The following is a 16,939-nucleotide window of genomic DNA, read 5'->3' on the forward strand; positions in this document are numbered from 1 at the left end:
CTACAAGGCGCAAACCCATGTTAGTACTGGGATTAGAAACTTCCTGCGACGAAACCGGCGTCGCTCTCTACGACAGCGAGCGCGGTTTGCTGGCTGATGCATTGTTCAGTCAGATCGACCTGCATCGCGTCTATGGTGGCGTGGTGCCGGAGCTGGCGTCGCGTGATCACGTCAAGCGCATGCTGCCGCTCATTCGCCAGACTCTGGCCGAAGCGGACTGTGTGGCGACCGACATCGATGCCATTGCCTACACGGCCGGGCCGGGTCTGGTCGGTGCCTTGCTGGTGGGTGCCTCATGCGCTCAGGCCCTGGCATTTGCCTGGGATATTCCGGCCCTGGGCGTTCATCATATGGAAGGCCATCTGCTGGCTCCGATGCTCGAAGAGCAGCCGCCACAGTTTCCGTTCGTCGCCTTGCTGGTGTCCGGCGGGCATACGCAACTGGTCCGGGTCGATGGTATCGGTCGCTATGAGCTGTTGGGTGAAACCCTGGATGACGCCGCAGGCGAGGCTTTCGACAAGACGGCCAAGATGATGGGACTGCAATACCCCGGCGGCCCCGAGATTTCCCGTCTGGCGACTCGTGGTGTCGCAGGGCGTTTTGCATTTCCGCGTCCGATGACCGATCGTCCGGGTCTGGAATTCAGTTTCAGCGGTCTGAAAACCTCTGCCCTCAATGCCTGGCAGCAGTGCCAGAGCGCTGGGGACGACAGCGAGCAAACCCGTTGCGACATCGCTCTGGCCTTCCAGCAGGCGGTAGTGGAGACTTTGACCATCAAGTGCAAGCGTGCGCTCAAGCAGACCGGTCTCAAGAGCCTGGTCATCGCCGGTGGCGTCAGCGCCAACAAGGCGTTGCGAGAGTCGCTGGAGAGCATGCTGGCGGACCTGCGCGGTCATGTTTACTACGCTCGTCCCGAGTTCTGCACCGATAACGGCGCGATGATCGCATTTGCCGGTTGTCAGCGTCTGCAAGCGGGCCAGAAGGAAGATTTGAGTATCAGTGTGCAGGCACGCTGGCCGATGGAGCAGTTGTCGGGTATCTGAGGGGCGGCATGGCGGAGGTGAGCCGTTTTCATGCGCTCCCTCAGAAATGCCGTTCGCGCCCGGCGAGCAGGTCGCGTAGATTGCCGCGATGACGCCAGACGATCAGCAGGGTCAGGACGCTCATGGGCAACAAGGCCCGGGGTTCCTGCCAGGCCAGCAGTGGCAGGGTCAATGGTGTGGCGATCAGCGCGGCGAGTGAGCTGGTGCGGGTCAGGTAGAACGTCAGCAGCCAGGTCGTGATGGCCAGTGCTGCGGCAGGAGGGTAGAGCCCCAGCAGCATGCCGGCGGCGGTTGCAACGCCTTTGCCGCCCTTGAAGCGGAAGTACAGCGGAAACAGATGGCCCAGTACGGCGCAAACGCCTATCCAGGCCTGGTCTCGCGGGTCAAGACCGCCAAGGCTGGCGAGCAGTACGGGGAGCAGGCCTTTGCAGAGGTCGCCGATCAGCGTCAGGACGGCTGCTTTTTTACCGGCCAGACGCAGCATGTTGGTCGCGCCTGCATTGCCCGAGCCACTGACGCGCGGGTCCGGGCTGCCATTGAGGCGGCTGAGCAGGATGGCGAAGGACAGTGAGCCGAGCAGGTAGGCGAAAATAGCCAGTAACCAAAACATGCTAACCATTCCGGGCGAGGATGCCCTGATTCTAACGGCGCATCGCGCCCTTGTCGTGCAGTGGAGAGTAGTGCTTGGACAGAGTTTTCATTGACGGTCTTGAGGTCGATACGGTGATCGGCGCTTATGACTGGGAACGTGGCATTCGCCAGTGCTTGCGGCTGGACCTGAGTTTTGCCTGGGATAACCGGCCTGCCGCTGCGGGTGACGACCTGAGCAAGGCGTTGGACTATGCGAGTGTTTCCGCTCGTATCCAGGCGTTTGCCGAGCAGGCGCAGTTCCAACTGGTGGAGACTTTTGCCGAGCGTCTGGCCGAAGTGTTGATGAGTGAGTTTCAGATTCCCTGGCTGCGCCTGAGGCTGACCAAGCCGGGGGCCGTCGCCGCTGCCAAGGGCGTGGGTGTGGAGATCGAGCGCGGATGTCCCTGACTCGGGTTTTTCTGGGGCTCGGCAGTAATATCGAGCGCGAAAGGCATTTGCATGCCGGGCTGGATGCGCTCGATTCATTCCTGAGCGACATGACCTGCTCACCGGTCTTCGAAAGCCAGCCAGTAGGGATCAAGAGCGGTCCGTTCTTCAATCTGGTCGTCTCGGCCCTGACCGATCTGCCACTGATGGAGCTGGATCGTCGTTTGAAGATGATCGAAGCCGATAGCGGTCGTTATGCTCCGGATCGCAAAGGTTTGCCGCTGGATATCGATGTGCTTCTGTATGGCGATCAGGTCGGGAATTTTGATGGCCTGATCCTGCCGCGTGCAGAAATACTCAAGAACGCCTTTGTGTTGTGGCCCTTGTCACTGATCGCGGGGGATCGTTTGCATCCGGGCGTGGGCGTGCCTTTCGCCACGCTCTGGGCCGAAGCACAGATCGATCAGCAGCTCTGGCCTGTGGCATTCGAGTGGCGTGGCAAGCAGCTGACGCCAGAAGATGTATCGGCAAATTAAATCTCGCGAATAAATTGGCCGGTATGCGTCAAGTATTGCAAGTCTGGCAGCGTACTGGTTCCAGTCGCCAGCAAGCTGCCTCCCACAGGATGAGCTTCTGCAGAACCTATTCGCGAAGCGCGGCGCACTCTGCCTTGTACACCTTGAGCGCATCCAGCCTTTCGTCTTTCAGGGCATTGCCCAGGTCCTGTCCCTTCAGACCCTTTTCCACCAGCGGCTGGACCGCCACGGTCCGGGCTGCCTGAGCCGCGCCGCGCAGGTAGTCGGCCTGTGGATAACTGCGCTCCTCGAAGCCGTCGCGCCCACGAGCGTCCATCTCGCAAGCGACGATGAACTCTTCAAAACGTTGCGGGCGGCGGTAGACGTCGAAGCTGTGCAGTAACTCCAGCAGGGTCGAGGGTTTCAGCTCCAGAGCACGATGTCCGTGGGTGTGGTACTGGCCGACCAGCAGCGCCAGTTCCTGGCATTCCTTCGGCACCCGGAAGCGTTCGTTGACGGCTTTTATCAGGCGCAGTCCTCTGTGCTCATGGGCGATATGCCTGGGCCATTCGGATTCGGGTGTCAGCCCTTTGCCCAGGTCATGCAGCAGGCACGCCCAGCGTACGCTCAACGGCTGTTCATGAAGGGCCGCTTGCCCCAGCACACTGAGCACATGCTTGCCTGTATCGATTTCCGGGTGGTGGGCGGCAGGCTGCGGTACGCCGAACAGTGCCTCGACTTCAGGGATCAGCTCCTTGAGAGCGCCACAGTTATGCAATACCTGAATGAACACCTGAGGCTGATCTTCCATCAGTGCCCGAGAGATTTCCTTCCAGCTACGCTCGGGTGTCAGGGCCTTGAGTTCGCCGGATTCGCTGAGCTGGCGCATCAATCCCATGGTCTCTGGCGCGATGCTGAAACCCAGTGAGGCATAACGGGCGGCAAAGCGGGCGACACGTAATACTCTGAGGGGATCTTCGGCGAACGCGGGTGAAACGTGGCGCAAGATTCTGGCTTCGATGTCGTGCTGTCCGCCATAGGGATCGGTCAGATTGCCGTCCTTGTCTTCGGCCATGGCGTTGATGGTCAGGTCGCGACGGATCAGGTCCTGTTCGAGTGTGACATCAGGACTGGCGTGAAAGACGAAGCCGCCGTAGCCAACGCCACTTTTGCGCTCGGTGCGAGCCAGTGCGTATTCCTCACCCGTCAGCGGATGGAGAAAGACCGGAAAATCGGTGCCCACCGGACGATAGCCTTTGACCAGCATCTCATCGGCGCTGGCACCTACGACGACCCAGTCGGTGTCGGTAACGGGTTGACCCAGCAGGCGGTCGCGTACAGCGCCACCAACTTTATAAATCTGCATAAGAACCTCCGTAAGCACGACAGGATAAACCTGAGTCGTGCTTAAGGAAGTTAAAAGTTAAAAACATCCTTGCCGATTGCGTTCTTCAGAGATGAACAACGGCCATGTCGAGTCTCGGGTAATCGCCCTCGGCATGCTCTCCGCGTGGCGGTACATGGTGGGTTTTCATCACCTGATCGCCTTGCAGGGTTTCGAGGTGAATATCGAAGCCCCACAAGCGGTGCAGATGCTTGAGTACTTCGTCCGTGGAGTCGCCCAGCGGTTTGCGGTTGTGTTGTTGATGGCGCAGCGTCAGCGAACGGTCGCCACGGCGGTCGATGCTGTAGATCTGCACGTTGGGTTCGCGGTTGCCCAGGTTGTATTGCGCGGCCAGGGTCTCCCGAATGGTCCGATAGCCGGCTTCGTCATGGATGGCGGGCACCAGCAGATCGTCCTTCTGATCATCATCCATGATGCTGAACAGCTTGAGATCACGAATGACCTTGGGCGACAGGTACTGGAGGATGAAGCTCTCGTCCTTGAAGCTGGACATGGCGAATTTGACGGCCGTCAGCCAGTCTGTGCCGGCCAGTTCCGGGAACCAGCGGCGATCCTCTTCGGTCGGGTGTTCGCACATCCGGCGAATGTCCTGATACATGGCAAAGCCCAGCGTGTACGGGTTGATGCCGCTGTAATAGGGACTGTCGAAACCGGGCTGATAGATCACGCTGGTGTGCGACTGCAGGAACTCCAGCATGAAACCGTCGGTGACCAGGCCTTCGTCGTACAGATCGTTCATCAGCGTGTAGTGCCAGAACGTCGCCCAGCCTTCGTTCATCACCTGGGTCTGGCGTTGCGGGTAGAAATACTGGGCAATCTTGCGCACGATGCGCACCACTTCGCGCTGCCATGGCTCCAGCAGTGGCGCATGTTTCTCGATGAAGTACAGGATGTTTTCCTGCGGTTCGGCCGGGAAGCGGGCGTTGTCTTCCTTGCTGCTCTTGTCGGCGCTTTTCGGAATGGTGCGCCACAGGTCGTTGATCTGCCGTTGCAGGTGCTCTTCGCGATCCTTCTGTCGGCGTCGTTCTTCTTCGGCGGAAATCGGGTAAGGCCGCTTGTAACGGTCGACGCCGTAGTTCATCAGGGCATGGCAGGAGTCGAGCAGGTCTTCCACCGCGTCGATGCCGTGGCGCTCTTCGCATTGCATGATGTACTGCTTGGCGAAGACCAGGTAATCGATGATCGAGCTTGCGTCGGTCCAGGTGCGGAACAGGTAGTTGCCCTTGAAAAAGCTGTTGTGCCCATAGCAGGCGTGGGCGACCACCAGTGCCTGCATGCAGATGGTGTTTTCTTCCATCAGGTAGGCAATGCACGGGTCCGAGTTGATCACGATCTCGTAGGCCAGACCCATCTGTCCACGAGAGTAGGATTTTTCTGTGCTCAGGAAATGCTTGCCGTATGACCAGTGGTGATAGCCCAGCGGCATGCCCACCGAGGCATAGGCATCCATCATCTGCTCGGCCGTGATCACCTCGATCTGGTTGGGATAGGTATCCAGGGCATAACGCTCGGCGATACGGCTGATTTCGCGGTCGTAGGCCTGGATCAGTTCAAATGTCCACTCGGACCCTGTGGAAAGGGGTTGGCGCTTCTGCTCTCTAGCGGTCATGTCACTAACCTGCGCTGGAAGAGTTCACGGAATACCGGGTAGATATCGCCGGCAGAGACCAGCTGTTGCTGGGCAAAGGTGTCGGCAAATTCTTCACCGATGCGTTCGTATTCGAACCATAGGGCCTGATGCTCGCGGGGCGTGATCTCCACATAGGTGTAGTACTGCACGAACGGCATGATCTGCTTGGTCAGGATTTCGCGGCAGATCGGTGAGTCGTCGTTCCAGTTGTCGCCATCGGAAGCCTGGGCGGCATAGATGTTCCATTCGTTGCTCGGATAGCGCTCGGCCATGATTTCCTGCATCAGTTTCAGGGCGCTGGAAACGATGGTGCCGCCGGTTTCCCGTGAATAGAAGAACTCTTCTTCGTCCACTTCCCGGGCGCTGGTGTGATGGCGAATGAATACAACTTCGATCTTGTCGTAGTTTCGCTTGAGGAACAGGTACAGCAGGATGAAGAAACGCTTGGCGACATCCTTGGTGGCCTGGGTCATGGAGCCGGAGACGTCCATCAGACAGAACATCACGGCCTTGGAGCTCGGGTTGGGTTGCTTGACCAGCAGGTTGTACTTGAGGTCGAAGGTGTCCAGATAGGGCACGCGACGGATGCGTGCTTTGAGGCGGTCGATTTCTACTTCCAGTTCCTGGATATCGCCGAAGTTGTCCGGTTCTTCGCGTTTCAGGCGCTCCAGCTCGTTGACCGCTTCCTTGAGCTTGGCGCGGCTGCTGCCGGACAGGGCGATACGGCGTGCATGGGCCGAGCGCAGGGTCCGGATGATATTGATGCGCGAGGGATTACCTTCGTTACTGATACCTGCGCGCACGGTCTTGAAGGTGTCAGTACCGGTCAGATTGCGTTTGACCAGATTGGGCAGCTCCAGGTCCTCGAACATGAATTCGAGAAATTCTTCCTGAGTGATCTGGAAGACGAACTCATCCATGCCCTCGCCGGAGTTGCTGGCCTTGCCTGGCCCCTTGCCACCGCCGCCTCCCTGAGGGCGGGCGATATGCTCGCCGCTGGTGAATTCCTTGTTGCCGGGATGCACCACAGTCTGTTTGCCACCGCGACCATGATGAAGCACCGGCTCGTCGATATCGCGACCGGGAATGCTGATCTGTTCGCCATGCTCCATATCGGTGATGGAGCGGCGGCTGACAGCTTCTTCCACTGCTTTTTTGATGTGATCACGATAACGCCGCAGAAAACGCTGGCGATTTACCGTGCTCTTGTTCTTGCCATTGAGGCGTCGGTCGATCACATAACTCATACGGGCCCCTTCGGGGAGCTGCGAGCTCCAAGCTACAAGCTGCAAGTTTTGATTGTCGGAACCTCGGCTTCACGCGGCAACTGGTCTGCGTGCATGCCCTGCATGGAATACCGATGCGGGCAGCACGCTGACTTGCCGTTTGAAGCTTGCCGCTTGTGGCTGCCTTACTGCGACTTGCGCACGCGCAGATACCACTCGGAGAGTAGACGCACCTGTTTGTCGGTATAGCCCCGCTCGACCATTCGGGTAACGAAGTCGTTGTGTTTCTGTTGATCCTCTTTGCTGGCTTTGGCGTTGAAACTGATGACTGGCAACAGGTCCTCGGTGTTGGAGAACATTTTCTTCTCGATCACCACGCGCAATTTCTCGTAGCTGAGCCAGGTCGGGTTCTTGCCGTTATTGTTGGCACGGGCACGCAACACGAAGTTGACGATTTCGTTGCGGAAGTCTTTCGGGTTGCTGATGCCGGCAGGTTTCTCGATCTTTTCCAGTTCTTCGTTCAGGGCCACGCGGTTGAGAATCTCGCCGGTTTCCGGATCGCGGTATTCCTGGTCCTGAATCCAGAAATCTGCATAAAGCACGTAGCGGTCGAAGATGTTCTGGCCGTATTCGCTGTAGGACTCCAGGTAGGCGGTCTGGATTTCCTTGCCGATGAACTCGATGTAGCGCGGTGCCAGGTATTCCTTGATGAAGCGCAGGTAGCGCTCACGGGTTTCGGCCGGGAACTGTTCCTGTTCGATCTGCTGTTCGAGCACGTAGAGCAGGTGCACCGGGTTGGCAGCGATCTCGTGGGGGTCGAAGTTGAAGACCTTGGACAGGATCTTGAACGCGAAACGGGTTGAAAGGCCGTTCATGCCCTCGTCGACGCCCGCGCTGTCACGGTATTCCTGGATCGACTTGGCCTTGGGATCGGTATCTTTCAGGTTTTCGCCGTCATAGACGCGCATCTTGGAGTAGATGTTGGAGTTTTCCGGCTCCTTGAGGCGCGACAGGGTGGTGAACTGCGCCAGCATCTTCAGGGTGTCCGGCGCGCAGTGCGCCTTGGCCAGCGAGCTGTTGAACAGCAGTTTGTCGTAGATCTTGATCTCGTCGCTGACGCGCAGGCAGTACGGCACCTTCACGATGTAGATCCGGTCGATGAACGCTTCGTTGTTCTTGTTGTTGCGGAAGCTGTGCCATTCCGATTCGTTGGAGTGGGCCAGCAGGATACCGGTGAACGGAATCGCGCCCAGACCTTCGGTACTGTTGTAGTTGCCTTCCTGGGTCGCAGTCAGCAGCGGGTGCAGAACCTTGATCGGCGCCTTGAACATCTCGACGAATTCCATCAGGCCCTGGTTGGCCCGGCACAGAGCACCCGAGTAGCTGTAGGCGTCGGCGTCGTTCTGCGGGAATTCTTCCAGCTTGCGGATATCGACCTTACCCACCAGAGCGGAGATGTCCTGGTTGTTCTCGTCACCCGGCTCGGTTTTCGCCACGCCGATCTGGTTGAGAACCGATGGATAGAGTTTCACCACCTTGAACTGGCTGATGTCGCCCCCGAACTCAGCCAGACGTTTGGTCGCCCATGGCGACATGATGGTGTTGAGGTAACGCCGCGGGATACCGAAGTCTTCTTCGAGAATCGCGCCGTCTTCGGTTGCATTAAACAACCCCAGTGGCGACTCGAATACCGGCGACCCCTTGATGGCGTAGAAGGGGACCTTTTCGATCAGTTGCTTGAGCTTTTCAGCCAGGGACGATTTACCGCCACCCACCGGGCCGAGGAGGTAGAGAATCTGTTTCTTCTCTTCCAGGCCTTGGGCTGCATGGCGGAAATACGACACGATCTGGTCGATGCATTCTTCCATGCCATGGAAGTCGGCAAAGGCCGGATAACGCCGGATCACCTTGTTGGAAAAGATCCGCGACAACCGGGAGTTGGTGGAGGTGTCCACAAGCTCCGGCTCGCCAATTGCCATCAGAAGACGTTCTGCGGCAGAGGCGTAGGCGCTGCGATCCTGTTTGCAGAGCTCAAGATACTCCTGTAAGGAGAGCTCTTCCTGACGTGTGGTTTCAAAGCGTTGTTGGAAGTGGCTAAAAATACTCATGACGTCACCTCGCTCGATACGTTGAGCCGGCGGCGGATCGTCAGTCGATGCTGGCAGCAGCTGAGTATCCAGATGCCGTTTACCCCCCAGAACACCATAAAAGTAACTACCGATGACCCACGCGCCGGTGTACCGGCTCTCCCCTGATTACGGATGGCCTGAGGCTAAGGATAGTTCGGATTCGGAAAGATAAAGAAGGGATGAGCAAGAAGTGGGGCTGACCGTTCGTCAGTTTGGGCGCGAACCCGCGCAGGACGCGGGATCGGCTGGATAAAAATATTTTTCAGAGTGTGCCGGGTGTTTCTGCGTGTCTGCACCAGCATCCGTTCCGTCGTTAACCCTGCGCCGTTTCGTTTGGGAAGGTGTTGCGCCACAACTCGAACCCGCCGTCGAGGCTGTACACGTCGGAGAAGCCCTGGCCCACGAGGTAGGCGGCGGCACTCTGGCTGGAGTTGCCGTGGTAGCAGACCACTACCAGCGGCTTGTCCAGATCGGCCTTGGCGATGAAGTCGGCGATCGAGTGATTGTCCAGGTGTTGCGAATCGGTGATGTGATTGCTGGCGAAAGCCTGCGGATCGCGAATGTCTACCAGTACGGCACCCTGTTCGCGAAGGGCTTGGGCCTGTTCCGGGGGAATGCGTTTGAATTCGGTCATGGCTGGACTCCTGAGCTGATCTTTTAACGCCCGGCCTCGCTGGCCTCGGGCGGGGAAATGGGGGATGTTTCCGACCGCGTGGCGGCATTGCCGACAGCATCGCAATCGCAGATGTGACGTTCAAGGGTATCAACGTTCATCAGGGTCATGGCACCTCCCCATACACATCCGCTGTCCAGCGCATAAACGCCAGGTTCATCGCATTTGCCTTCAAGGGCCGCCCAGTGGCCGAAGATGATCTTCAGGTCCCGGGTCTTGCGGTTCGGGTGCTTGAACCAGGGCTCGTAGCCTGGAAGGGCGGTTTCGATGCCTTCCTTGCTCTTGAGGTCGAGCTTGCCTTCGCGGGTGCAGAAACGCATGCGGGTAAAGTAGTTGGTGATCACGCGCAGCCGCGTCACGCCTTGCAGGTCGTTGTCCCACTTGACGGGCTCATTGCCGTACATGCCATCGAGAAAGGGTTCGTACAGATTGTCGTCCTGCAGGGCCTGTTCGACTTCACTGGCGTACTTGAGGGCTTTTTTCAGTGACCACTGCGGGGGAATGCCCGCATGGGTCATGGCGACATTGCGCTGTTCATCGTAGTGCATCAGCTTTTGTCGACGCACCCAGTCCAGCAGGTCGTTGCCGTCGGGCGCTTCGATGATCTCGCGCAGGGTGTCGGCTTTCTTCAGGCGTTCTATGTTCCGGGAGGCTGCCAGCAGGTGCAGGTCATGGTTGCCCAGCACGCAGACCACGGATTCGCGGATGCTGTAGAGAAAACGCAGTGTCTCCAGCGACTGTGGGCCGCGGTTGACCAGATCGCCTACCAGCCACAGCTGATCCTGTGCCGGATCGAACCGGACATCGCCCAGCAGGCATTTCAGGGGTTCGAGGCAGCCTTGCAGGTCGCCAACTGCATATACAGCCATCAGTGAAGAGAGCCGGGTACGGCGAGACGGAAGGGGGCAATCACCGCGTCAAAGCGTTTGCCGTCCTCGGCGAGCATCTGATACGAGCCTTGCATGTTGCCGACTTTCGTCGTCATCACCGTGCCGCTGCTGTAGGTATGACTCTGCCCGGCCTTGATCAATGGCTGCTGACCCACGACGCCTTCGCCACGCACTTCCTCGACATGGCCGTCACCGTCGGTGATGACCCAGTGCCGTGACAGCAGTCTGGCCGGCAACTCGCCGTTATTCTGGACGGTGACGGTGTAAGCGAAGGCAAAGCGATTCTGCTCGGGTTGAGACTGTTCTGCGAGGAAGCGCGTGACGACGCTGACGTCGACCTGATAACGGGAATCGGGCATGCGGTAGACCTTGAAAGCTATAGCGGAAAAAACTGGAGCGTTCGGTAGACAGGTCAGTTTAGGACAAGTAAGCGGAAAATGACTAATGGCACATAGCCGTTTACTTGTCCTTTCAGGTTATTCCACCCCTGTCTTTTCGCTGAGTTTGTCCGCCAGACGGACGAATGCAGCAAGATCCAGCTGTTCGGGACGCAGGCTGCCATCGACACCGGCGGCTGCAATCTCATCGGCACTCAGCAGCAGCTTGAGAGTGTTGCGCAGGGTCTTGCGGCGCTGGTTGAAGGCTTCGCGCACCAAACGCTCCAGCAGGCGGTGATCCCTGGCTGGATGAGGCAGTGTTTCATGGGGCACCAGGCGGACGATGGCCGAGTCCACTTTCGGAGGCGGGTTGAAGGCTCCCGGGCCTACGTTGAACAGGTGTTCCACGCGGCAATGATACTGAACCATGATCGACAGACGGCCCCAGTCTCCGCCGCCCGGTCCGGCTGCGAGGCGCTCGACCACTTCCTTCTGCAGCATGAAGTGCATGTCGCGGATCAGCGCGGCGTTCTGCAGCAGATGAAAGATCAGCGGCGTGGAGATGTTATAGGGCAGGTTGCCCACTACACGCAGACTGTTGGGCGCAGCACCCAGGCTGTTGAAATCGAACTTCAGCGCATCGCCCTGATGCAGATTGAAGTTCGGCTTGCCTGCGAACTGGCCGTTGAGGATCGGGATCAGGTCCTTGTCCAGTTCGACCACGTCCAGGCGTGCGCCGCTGTTGAGCAGGCCTTCGGTCAGGGCACCCTGGCCCGGGCCGATTTCCAGCAGGCGGTCTTCAGGCCTGGCGCGAATGGCGCGCAGGATCTTGTCGATGACGCCTGCATCGTGCAGGAAGTTCTGCCCGAAGCGCTTGCGCGCCCGGTGTTGGTATTGCTCGGTCATGAATGAGTCTCGGCCATCTGGTAGGCGGTTTGCAGGGCTACTTGCAGGCTGCCGGTGTCGATCTTGCCGCTGCCTGCCAGATCCAGCGCAGTGCCATGATCGACGGAGGTGCGGATGATCGGCAGACCGAGCGTGATGTTGACTGCTGCGCCGAAACCTTTGTATTTCAGCACGGGCAGGCCCTGGTCGTGATACATCGCCAGCACTGCGTCGCAGTGCTCCAGATATTTGGGGGTAAACAGAGTGTCGGCAGGCAGCGGGCCTCGCAGGTCGATGCCTTCGCTGCGCAGACGCTCCAGGGTTGGTTCGATGATGTCGATCTCTTCGCGGCCCAGGTGGCCGCCTTCGCCGGCATGGGGGTTGAGGCCGCAGACCAGGATGCGTGGCCGGGCAATACCGAACTTGTTGACCAGATCGGCATGCAGGATGCGTGTCACGCGTTCCAGGCGTTCCGGTGTGATGGCATCGGCAATGTCACGCAACGGAAGGTGAGTGGTCACCAGTGCCACGCGCAGATCGCCCGTCGCCAGCATCATCACGACCTGTTCGGTGTGAGTCAGTTCGGCAAGGAATTCGGTGTGCCCGGAAAAGGCGATGCCGCCTTCGTTGATCACGCCCTTGTGGACCGGGGCGGTGATCATCCCGGCGAACAGACCGTCGACACAGCCCTGGGCGGCGCGGGTCAGGGTCTGCAGCACGAAGGCCGCGTTGGCCTTGTCCAGTACCCCGGCGACCACCCTGGCCTGCAACGGGGTATCCCAGACATACAGGCTGCCAGCAGGGGCCGGTTGCTCGGGAAAGGCATCGGGAGTGACGGCAATCAGGTTGACGGCCACGCCCAGTTGCGTGGCCCGCTCCAGGAGCAGGTCACGGTTGGTAATGGCGATCAGGGGGTGTGGCTGAGGCTGCGTGGCGAGCAGCAGGCAAAGGTCAGGACCAATGCCGGCCGGCTCGCCGGGTGTCAGTGCGAAACGCTTTGGCTTCACTGTGCAGCCTGGGCCGCGCCGGGAAGCTTGATCTCGACGTAGGCTTCGTCACGGATCTGACGCAGCCAGGTTTGCAGCTCTTCGTCGTACTTGCGGTTACGCAGGACGAGCAGGGCTTGCTGGTCGCGGGCCTGGCTGGTGGCGTCCGTGGCGCGGCGGCCAAGCACTTCCAGGATGTGCCAGCCGTAGGCTGTCTTGAACGGCTTGGACAGGGTGCCTTGCGGCGTGTCGTTCATGGCTGCGCGGAACTCTGGAACCAGAGAGTTGGGATCAACCCAGTTCAGGTCGCCGCCGTTGAGCGCCGAGCCCGGATCTTCCGAGAAGCTCTTCGCCAGTTCGCTGAAGTTCTCGCCCGCTTCGATGCGATCGTAAAGCTTGGTCGCCAGACGACGTGTCTCTTCTTCGCTGCGGATTTCGCTTGGCTTGATCAGGATGTGACGCACATGCACTTCGTCGCGCATCTGGGTCTGGCCTTCGCCGCCGCGTTTTTCCAGCAGTTTGAGGATGATGAAGCCGCCCGGTGTACGTGCCGGAGGCGTTACTTCACCCGGACGCATGGAGCTGAGCATGTCACCGAAAGGTGGTGGCAACTGAGCGGCCTTGCGCCAGCCCATGTCGCCGCCTTCCAGGGCGCTTTCGCTTGCGGACCGTGCAACGGCCAGTTGAGCGAAGTCGGCACCTTTCTGCAGTTGGCCGTAGATATCCTGAGCCTGACGGGCCGCCGCCTGGATCGCATCCGAAGAAGCGCTGTCCGGTGTCGCGATCAGGATGTTGGCCAGATGGAACTCTTCGGACAACTGAGCCTTGCCCAGATCGGAAGCCAGGAAGTTCTTCACTTCCTGCTCGGAGACCTGGATACGCTCGGCCACACGACGCTGGCGCACACGGCTGATGATCATCTCGCGACGAACCTGCTCGCGGGCATCGTTGTAGGACAGGCCGTCATGAGCCAAGGCAGCACGGAACTGCTGGACGCTCATGTTGTTGCGCTGGGCGATGGTTTCGATGGCCTGGTTCAGCTCTTCATCGGTGATGCGAATGCCGGAGCGTTCGCCGATCTGCAACTGAAGGTTTTCCAGGATCAGGCGCTCGAGTACCTGCGACTGCAGCGCTTCGGCCGGTGGTGTGCCGGCTCCGCGCTTGGCTATGGTCTGCTGGACTTCGCGAACACGCTGGTCCATCTGGCTTTTCATGATCACGTCGTTGTCGACGATGGCCACTACGCTGTCCAGAGGTTGAACCGCTGCATGAACAGCGCCGCTCAGGAGTAATGCGCCCAGCATCAGCGGGCGCAGACAATCAGAAAGCTTGGTCTTCACGTTCACGATAACCTTGAATGCCTTTGTCGAGGAAGCTCTCTACTTTGGCGCCGGTAACGCCGCCCAGTCCCTTCAACACAATTTGTAGGAATACGCCGCGGTCGCCTTTCTCGTTCTGAGGAGCAGCCTGGCTGTATTCGTCGTAGTCGACCCAGTAGCGATTGATCAGACGCAGTTTCCAACAGCAGTTGTCGTACTCGAAACCACCAAAGGCTTCAAGGGTACGGTCGCGGTTGTAGTCATACTGCCAGCGGCTGATAAGGCTCCATTGCGGCACGATCGGCCAGATGACCGAGAAATCGTGTTGCTGGATCTTGTAGTAGTCCTTCACGTAGCCGGGTTGACCAGGAGTGCCATAGTCACCGCCGCCCACTGTCCAGCGACCGGTGTTCTCGTCGTAGCGGACCTGGTCGTTGCGATAGCGATAACCGGCGTTGATGATCTTGCCCGGATTATCTTCAGGCTGGTAATGCAGCATGGTGCTGCCCGAACGCGTGCTGCGGCTGTCCGGATCCCAGTTGAAGTCGGAATTGATACGGAAGTCGCGGTTGAAGCGATATTCGTGCTCCAGCGCATAAGGCGAAACCTTGGCCTTGGCATCGTCGCGGTCGGCAAAGGTGATGCCTGGCAGTTGAACCTTGCGGTCCTTGAAGTAAACCGCCTGACCAATGCTGAAGCGCTGACGCTCGAAGCCGTTCTCTTCGATCCAGCGGTTGGTGACACCGAAGGAAAGCTTGTTCTCGTCACCGATGCGGTCGTAACCGGTAAAGCGGTTGTCGCGGAACAGGGACGAGTAGTTGAACGTGCTTTCACTGGTATCGAAAACCGGAATGTCGTCCTGGTTCTCTTCCGGCACGTAGAGATAGAACATGCGTGGTTCCAGCGTCTGGCGATAATCCTTGCCGAACCACTGGGTATTGCGGTCGAAGTACAGGCCGCTGTCTACGCTCACGATAGGCAGGCTGCGGGTCTGCTTGCTTTCGAAGTCAGGCACGGCGGCTCTGCCGCGGCTGTCCAGATCCAGGTCGTACTGGGTATAGACATACTTCAGCTTCGGCGTCAGGAAACCATAGGTCCAGTTCATCGGCAGGCTGACCGACGGTGCCAGGTTCAGACGATCGCCGTTGGCGCGGGCCAGGCCGCCGACGTTGGTGTCCAGACGGGCCTCCGGGTTGCCGTCCTTGTCGAAGTAGGTACCGGTCTGCAGGTCGCGCTCGAAACGCACGGCTTCGGTTTCATAATCGAAACGCAGGCCGGCCGGGTTGTATGGCAGCGTGCCGTTGAGCGTGAGCTGTGGCACTCGGTCATACGGGGTGATGTTGGCGATCGATGCCAGCTTGTAGGCATGGACGTTGAGCATTGCCCGGTAGCTGTCACCGCGATAGGTCAGGGACCCTTGCTGGTTGAGGAACTCGGGGGTCTTCACGCCGATCTGGTCGGTGTCCAGATCCTGGAAGTAGTACGGGTCGCTGATGTCGGTGTAGTCGACCTTGGTCAGCCAGCGGGAGTCAAGACCACCGGTGTGCTGCCAGTTGAGCATCCAGCGCTTTTTCTCGTACTCGGACTGCAGTCTGCGCTCGTCATCTTCGTCATTGAGGTAAGCGCCGCCGAACTGGCCTTCGCTGCTCTTGGTGAGATAACGGAACTCGCCTTCCATCAACAGACCACGGTCGGCCATGTAGCGTGGATACAACGTGGCGTCGTAGTTGGGCGCCAGGTTGAAGTAGTAAGGCGTGACCAGGGTGAAGCCGTTGTCGCCACCGGCTGCAATGGTCGGCGGCAGGAAGCCGGACTGGCGACGGTCGTCGATCGGGAAGTAGATATACGGCGTGTAGAGTACCGGTATGTCCTTGACCCGCAGCGTGACGTTGGTCGCGGTGCCGAAACCGGTAGCCGGGTTCAGCGTGATGTTGTTGCCCTTGAGCGTCCAGGCATTGCTGCCCGGTTCGCAGGAGGTATAGGTACCGTCCTTGAGGCGGATGATCGCGTTCTCTGCACGTTTTGCGTAGCGTGCGTTACCGCGAATGTTCGACTTGTGCAGGACGTATTCCGCGTTGTCGACCTGGGCTTCGCCGGTGTCGAGTTGCAGTTCGGCACGGTCGCCGACGATCAGGGCACCGTTGTCGCGCAAACGGACATCGCCGTTGAGTTCGCCACGGTTCTCGGCCTGATACAGAGCTGCTTCCTGAGCCTGGGCCTGCATGCTGCCCTGACGCAGGACGACATCGCCAGCCAGGGTCGCGATCTGCTGTTCCTGCTCGTAGCGCGATGCCTTGGCACCGACGAACAGGGGAGCATCGCTCTTGGGCGTCTTGTCATCCATGCCTGGACGGATCGGCTCGACATAGGCACCCGAGCAATAAGGACCGGTTTCGGCCAATTGCGCAGCAGTGAGCTTTTCACGGGGAACCCAGTCAAGGTGGCTGTAGTCAGCACTACGCGACGCCAGGCCTTTGCCCTTGGCTTCGCTGACCAGCCTGGTCGTGTCGACCGTCTTGCCAGTCGTGGTGCCTTGGGAAGTCACGGTGCCGTTGGAGCTGACCTCTGTCGCGTTGTGCACGGGACGTGGAGGCAGCGCTGCAGCAGCCGTATTCGATTTCGGCGCACAGTTCCAGGCACCCGAAGCAGAGACTGAGCAGTCATACTGTTCCGCGGCAACCACGAACTGAGTGGCCAGGGGTTGCATCGCCAGCAGACTGCCGGTTACGAGCAACGGAAATTTTTTACGAAACGCGGGGGATTTCAATGCCATCTTATTAGTCCGGGCTTCCTGCGCGCCATCTGCCCGCGGGGGGGCCGCACGCCTCTCGATGGGCTGAAAAA

General features: G+C 59.2%; 15 protein-coding genes. 3 read left to right on the plus strand and 12 right to left on the minus strand.

Translation table 11 applies throughout. The annotated features are described in order from the left end of the window. Positions 1–17: 17 nt before the first annotated feature. On the plus strand, positions 18–1,043 hold the full coding sequence (tsaD, locus tag JSY17_RS07890) for a tRNA (adenosine(37)-N6)-threonylcarbamoyltransferase complex transferase subunit TsaD (RefSeq protein ID WP_117186654.1): 1,026 nt from the start codon (positions 18–20) through the stop codon (positions 1,041–1,043). A gap of 40 nt (positions 1,044–1,083) precedes the next feature. Here tsaD and plsY read toward each other — a convergent pair whose 3' ends face one another. Beyond that, positions 1,084–1,653 (minus strand): glycerol-3-phosphate 1-O-acyltransferase PlsY, encoded by a 570-nt coding sequence (plsY, locus tag JSY17_RS07895; protein WP_162880576.1) that lies wholly within the window; start codon positions 1,651–1,653, stop codon positions 1,084–1,086. A 74-nt stretch (positions 1,654–1,727) separates the two neighbouring features. Between plsY and folB the strand changes: the two genes are divergently transcribed. Continuing rightward, positions 1,728–2,081, plus strand: coding sequence for a dihydroneopterin aldolase (folB, locus tag JSY17_RS07900; RefSeq protein WP_117166851.1), 354 nt, complete (start codon positions 1,728–1,730; stop codon positions 2,079–2,081). After that, the gene (gene folK, locus JSY17_RS07905) at positions 2,072–2,596 is read left to right on the plus strand and encodes a 2-amino-4-hydroxy-6-hydroxymethyldihydropteridine diphosphokinase (protein ID WP_206401473.1); all 525 of its coding nucleotides are present in this window, start codon (positions 2,072–2,074) and stop codon (positions 2,594–2,596) included. The genes folB and folK overlap by 10 nt, the downstream gene beginning before the upstream one ends. 106 nt (positions 2,597–2,702) lie before the next feature. Here folK and JSY17_RS07910 read toward each other — a convergent pair whose 3' ends face one another. The 11 genes from JSY17_RS07910 to JSY17_RS07960 all read right to left on the minus strand — a co-directional run bounded on the left by JSY17_RS07910 (position 2,703) and on the right by JSY17_RS07960 (position 16,868). Further along, positions 2,703–3,941 (minus strand): multifunctional CCA addition/repair protein, encoded by a 1,239-nt coding sequence (locus tag JSY17_RS07910; RefSeq protein WP_206401471.1) that lies wholly within the window; start codon positions 3,939–3,941, stop codon positions 2,703–2,705. A gap of 85 nt (positions 3,942–4,026) precedes the next feature. Further along, complete coding sequence (locus tag JSY17_RS07915) at positions 4,027–5,589, minus strand: SpoVR family protein (protein ID WP_117166854.1); 1,563 nt, start codon at positions 5,587–5,589, stop codon at positions 4,027–4,029. After that, a complete protein-coding gene (locus JSY17_RS07920; RefSeq protein ID WP_117166855.1) occupies positions 5,586–6,857 on the minus strand; it encodes a YeaH/YhbH family protein in 1,272 nt (423 codons plus the stop codon). Before JSY17_RS07920 ends, JSY17_RS07915 begins: the two co-directional genes overlap by 4 nt. A gap of 164 nt (positions 6,858–7,021) precedes the next feature. After that, a complete protein-coding gene (locus JSY17_RS07925) occupies positions 7,022–8,944 on the minus strand; it encodes a PrkA family serine protein kinase (RefSeq protein WP_117166856.1) in 1,923 nt (640 codons plus the stop codon). A gap of 334 nt (positions 8,945–9,278) precedes the next feature. Beyond that, complete coding sequence (gene glpE, locus JSY17_RS07930) at positions 9,279–9,599, minus strand: thiosulfate sulfurtransferase GlpE (RefSeq protein ID WP_117166857.1); 321 nt, start codon at positions 9,597–9,599, stop codon at positions 9,279–9,281. 23 nt (positions 9,600–9,622) lie between these two features. Then, positions 9,623–10,507: a symmetrical bis(5'-nucleosyl)-tetraphosphatase gene (locus JSY17_RS07935; RefSeq protein ID WP_206401469.1), complete on the minus strand. Its 885-nt coding sequence runs from the start codon at positions 10,505–10,507 to the stop codon at positions 9,623–9,625. Continuing rightward, complete coding sequence (apaG, locus tag JSY17_RS07940; protein WP_117166859.1) at positions 10,507–10,887, minus strand: Co2+/Mg2+ efflux protein ApaG; 381 nt, start codon at positions 10,885–10,887, stop codon at positions 10,507–10,509. Before apaG ends, JSY17_RS07935 begins: the two co-directional genes overlap by 1 nt. A 117-nt stretch (positions 10,888–11,004) precedes the next feature. Then, positions 11,005–11,811, minus strand: a complete 807-nt coding sequence (gene rsmA, locus JSY17_RS07945; protein WP_117186649.1) for a 16S rRNA (adenine(1518)-N(6)/adenine(1519)-N(6))-dimethyltransferase RsmA — start codon at positions 11,809–11,811, stop codon at positions 11,005–11,007. Beyond that, entirely contained in the window at positions 11,808–12,797 is a 990-nt protein-coding gene (gene pdxA, locus JSY17_RS07950) for a 4-hydroxythreonine-4-phosphate dehydrogenase PdxA (protein ID WP_201015195.1), read from the minus strand. The genes rsmA and pdxA overlap by 4 nt, the downstream gene beginning before the upstream one ends. Next, complete coding sequence (locus tag JSY17_RS07955) at positions 12,794–14,116, minus strand: peptidylprolyl isomerase (RefSeq protein ID WP_162881795.1); 1,323 nt, start codon at positions 14,114–14,116, stop codon at positions 12,794–12,796. Before JSY17_RS07955 ends, pdxA begins: the two co-directional genes overlap by 4 nt. After that, positions 14,097–16,868, minus strand: coding sequence for an LPS-assembly protein LptD (locus JSY17_RS07960; RefSeq protein WP_117166862.1), 2,772 nt, complete (start codon positions 16,866–16,868; stop codon positions 14,097–14,099). The genes JSY17_RS07955 and JSY17_RS07960 overlap by 20 nt, the downstream gene beginning before the upstream one ends. Positions 16,869–16,939 lie beyond the last annotated feature (71 nt).

Origin of the sequence: Pseudomonas capsici (genome assembly GCF_017165765.1) — a bacterium.
GTDB lineage: Bacteria > Pseudomonadota > Gammaproteobacteria > Pseudomonadales > Pseudomonadaceae > Aquipseudomonas > Aquipseudomonas capsici.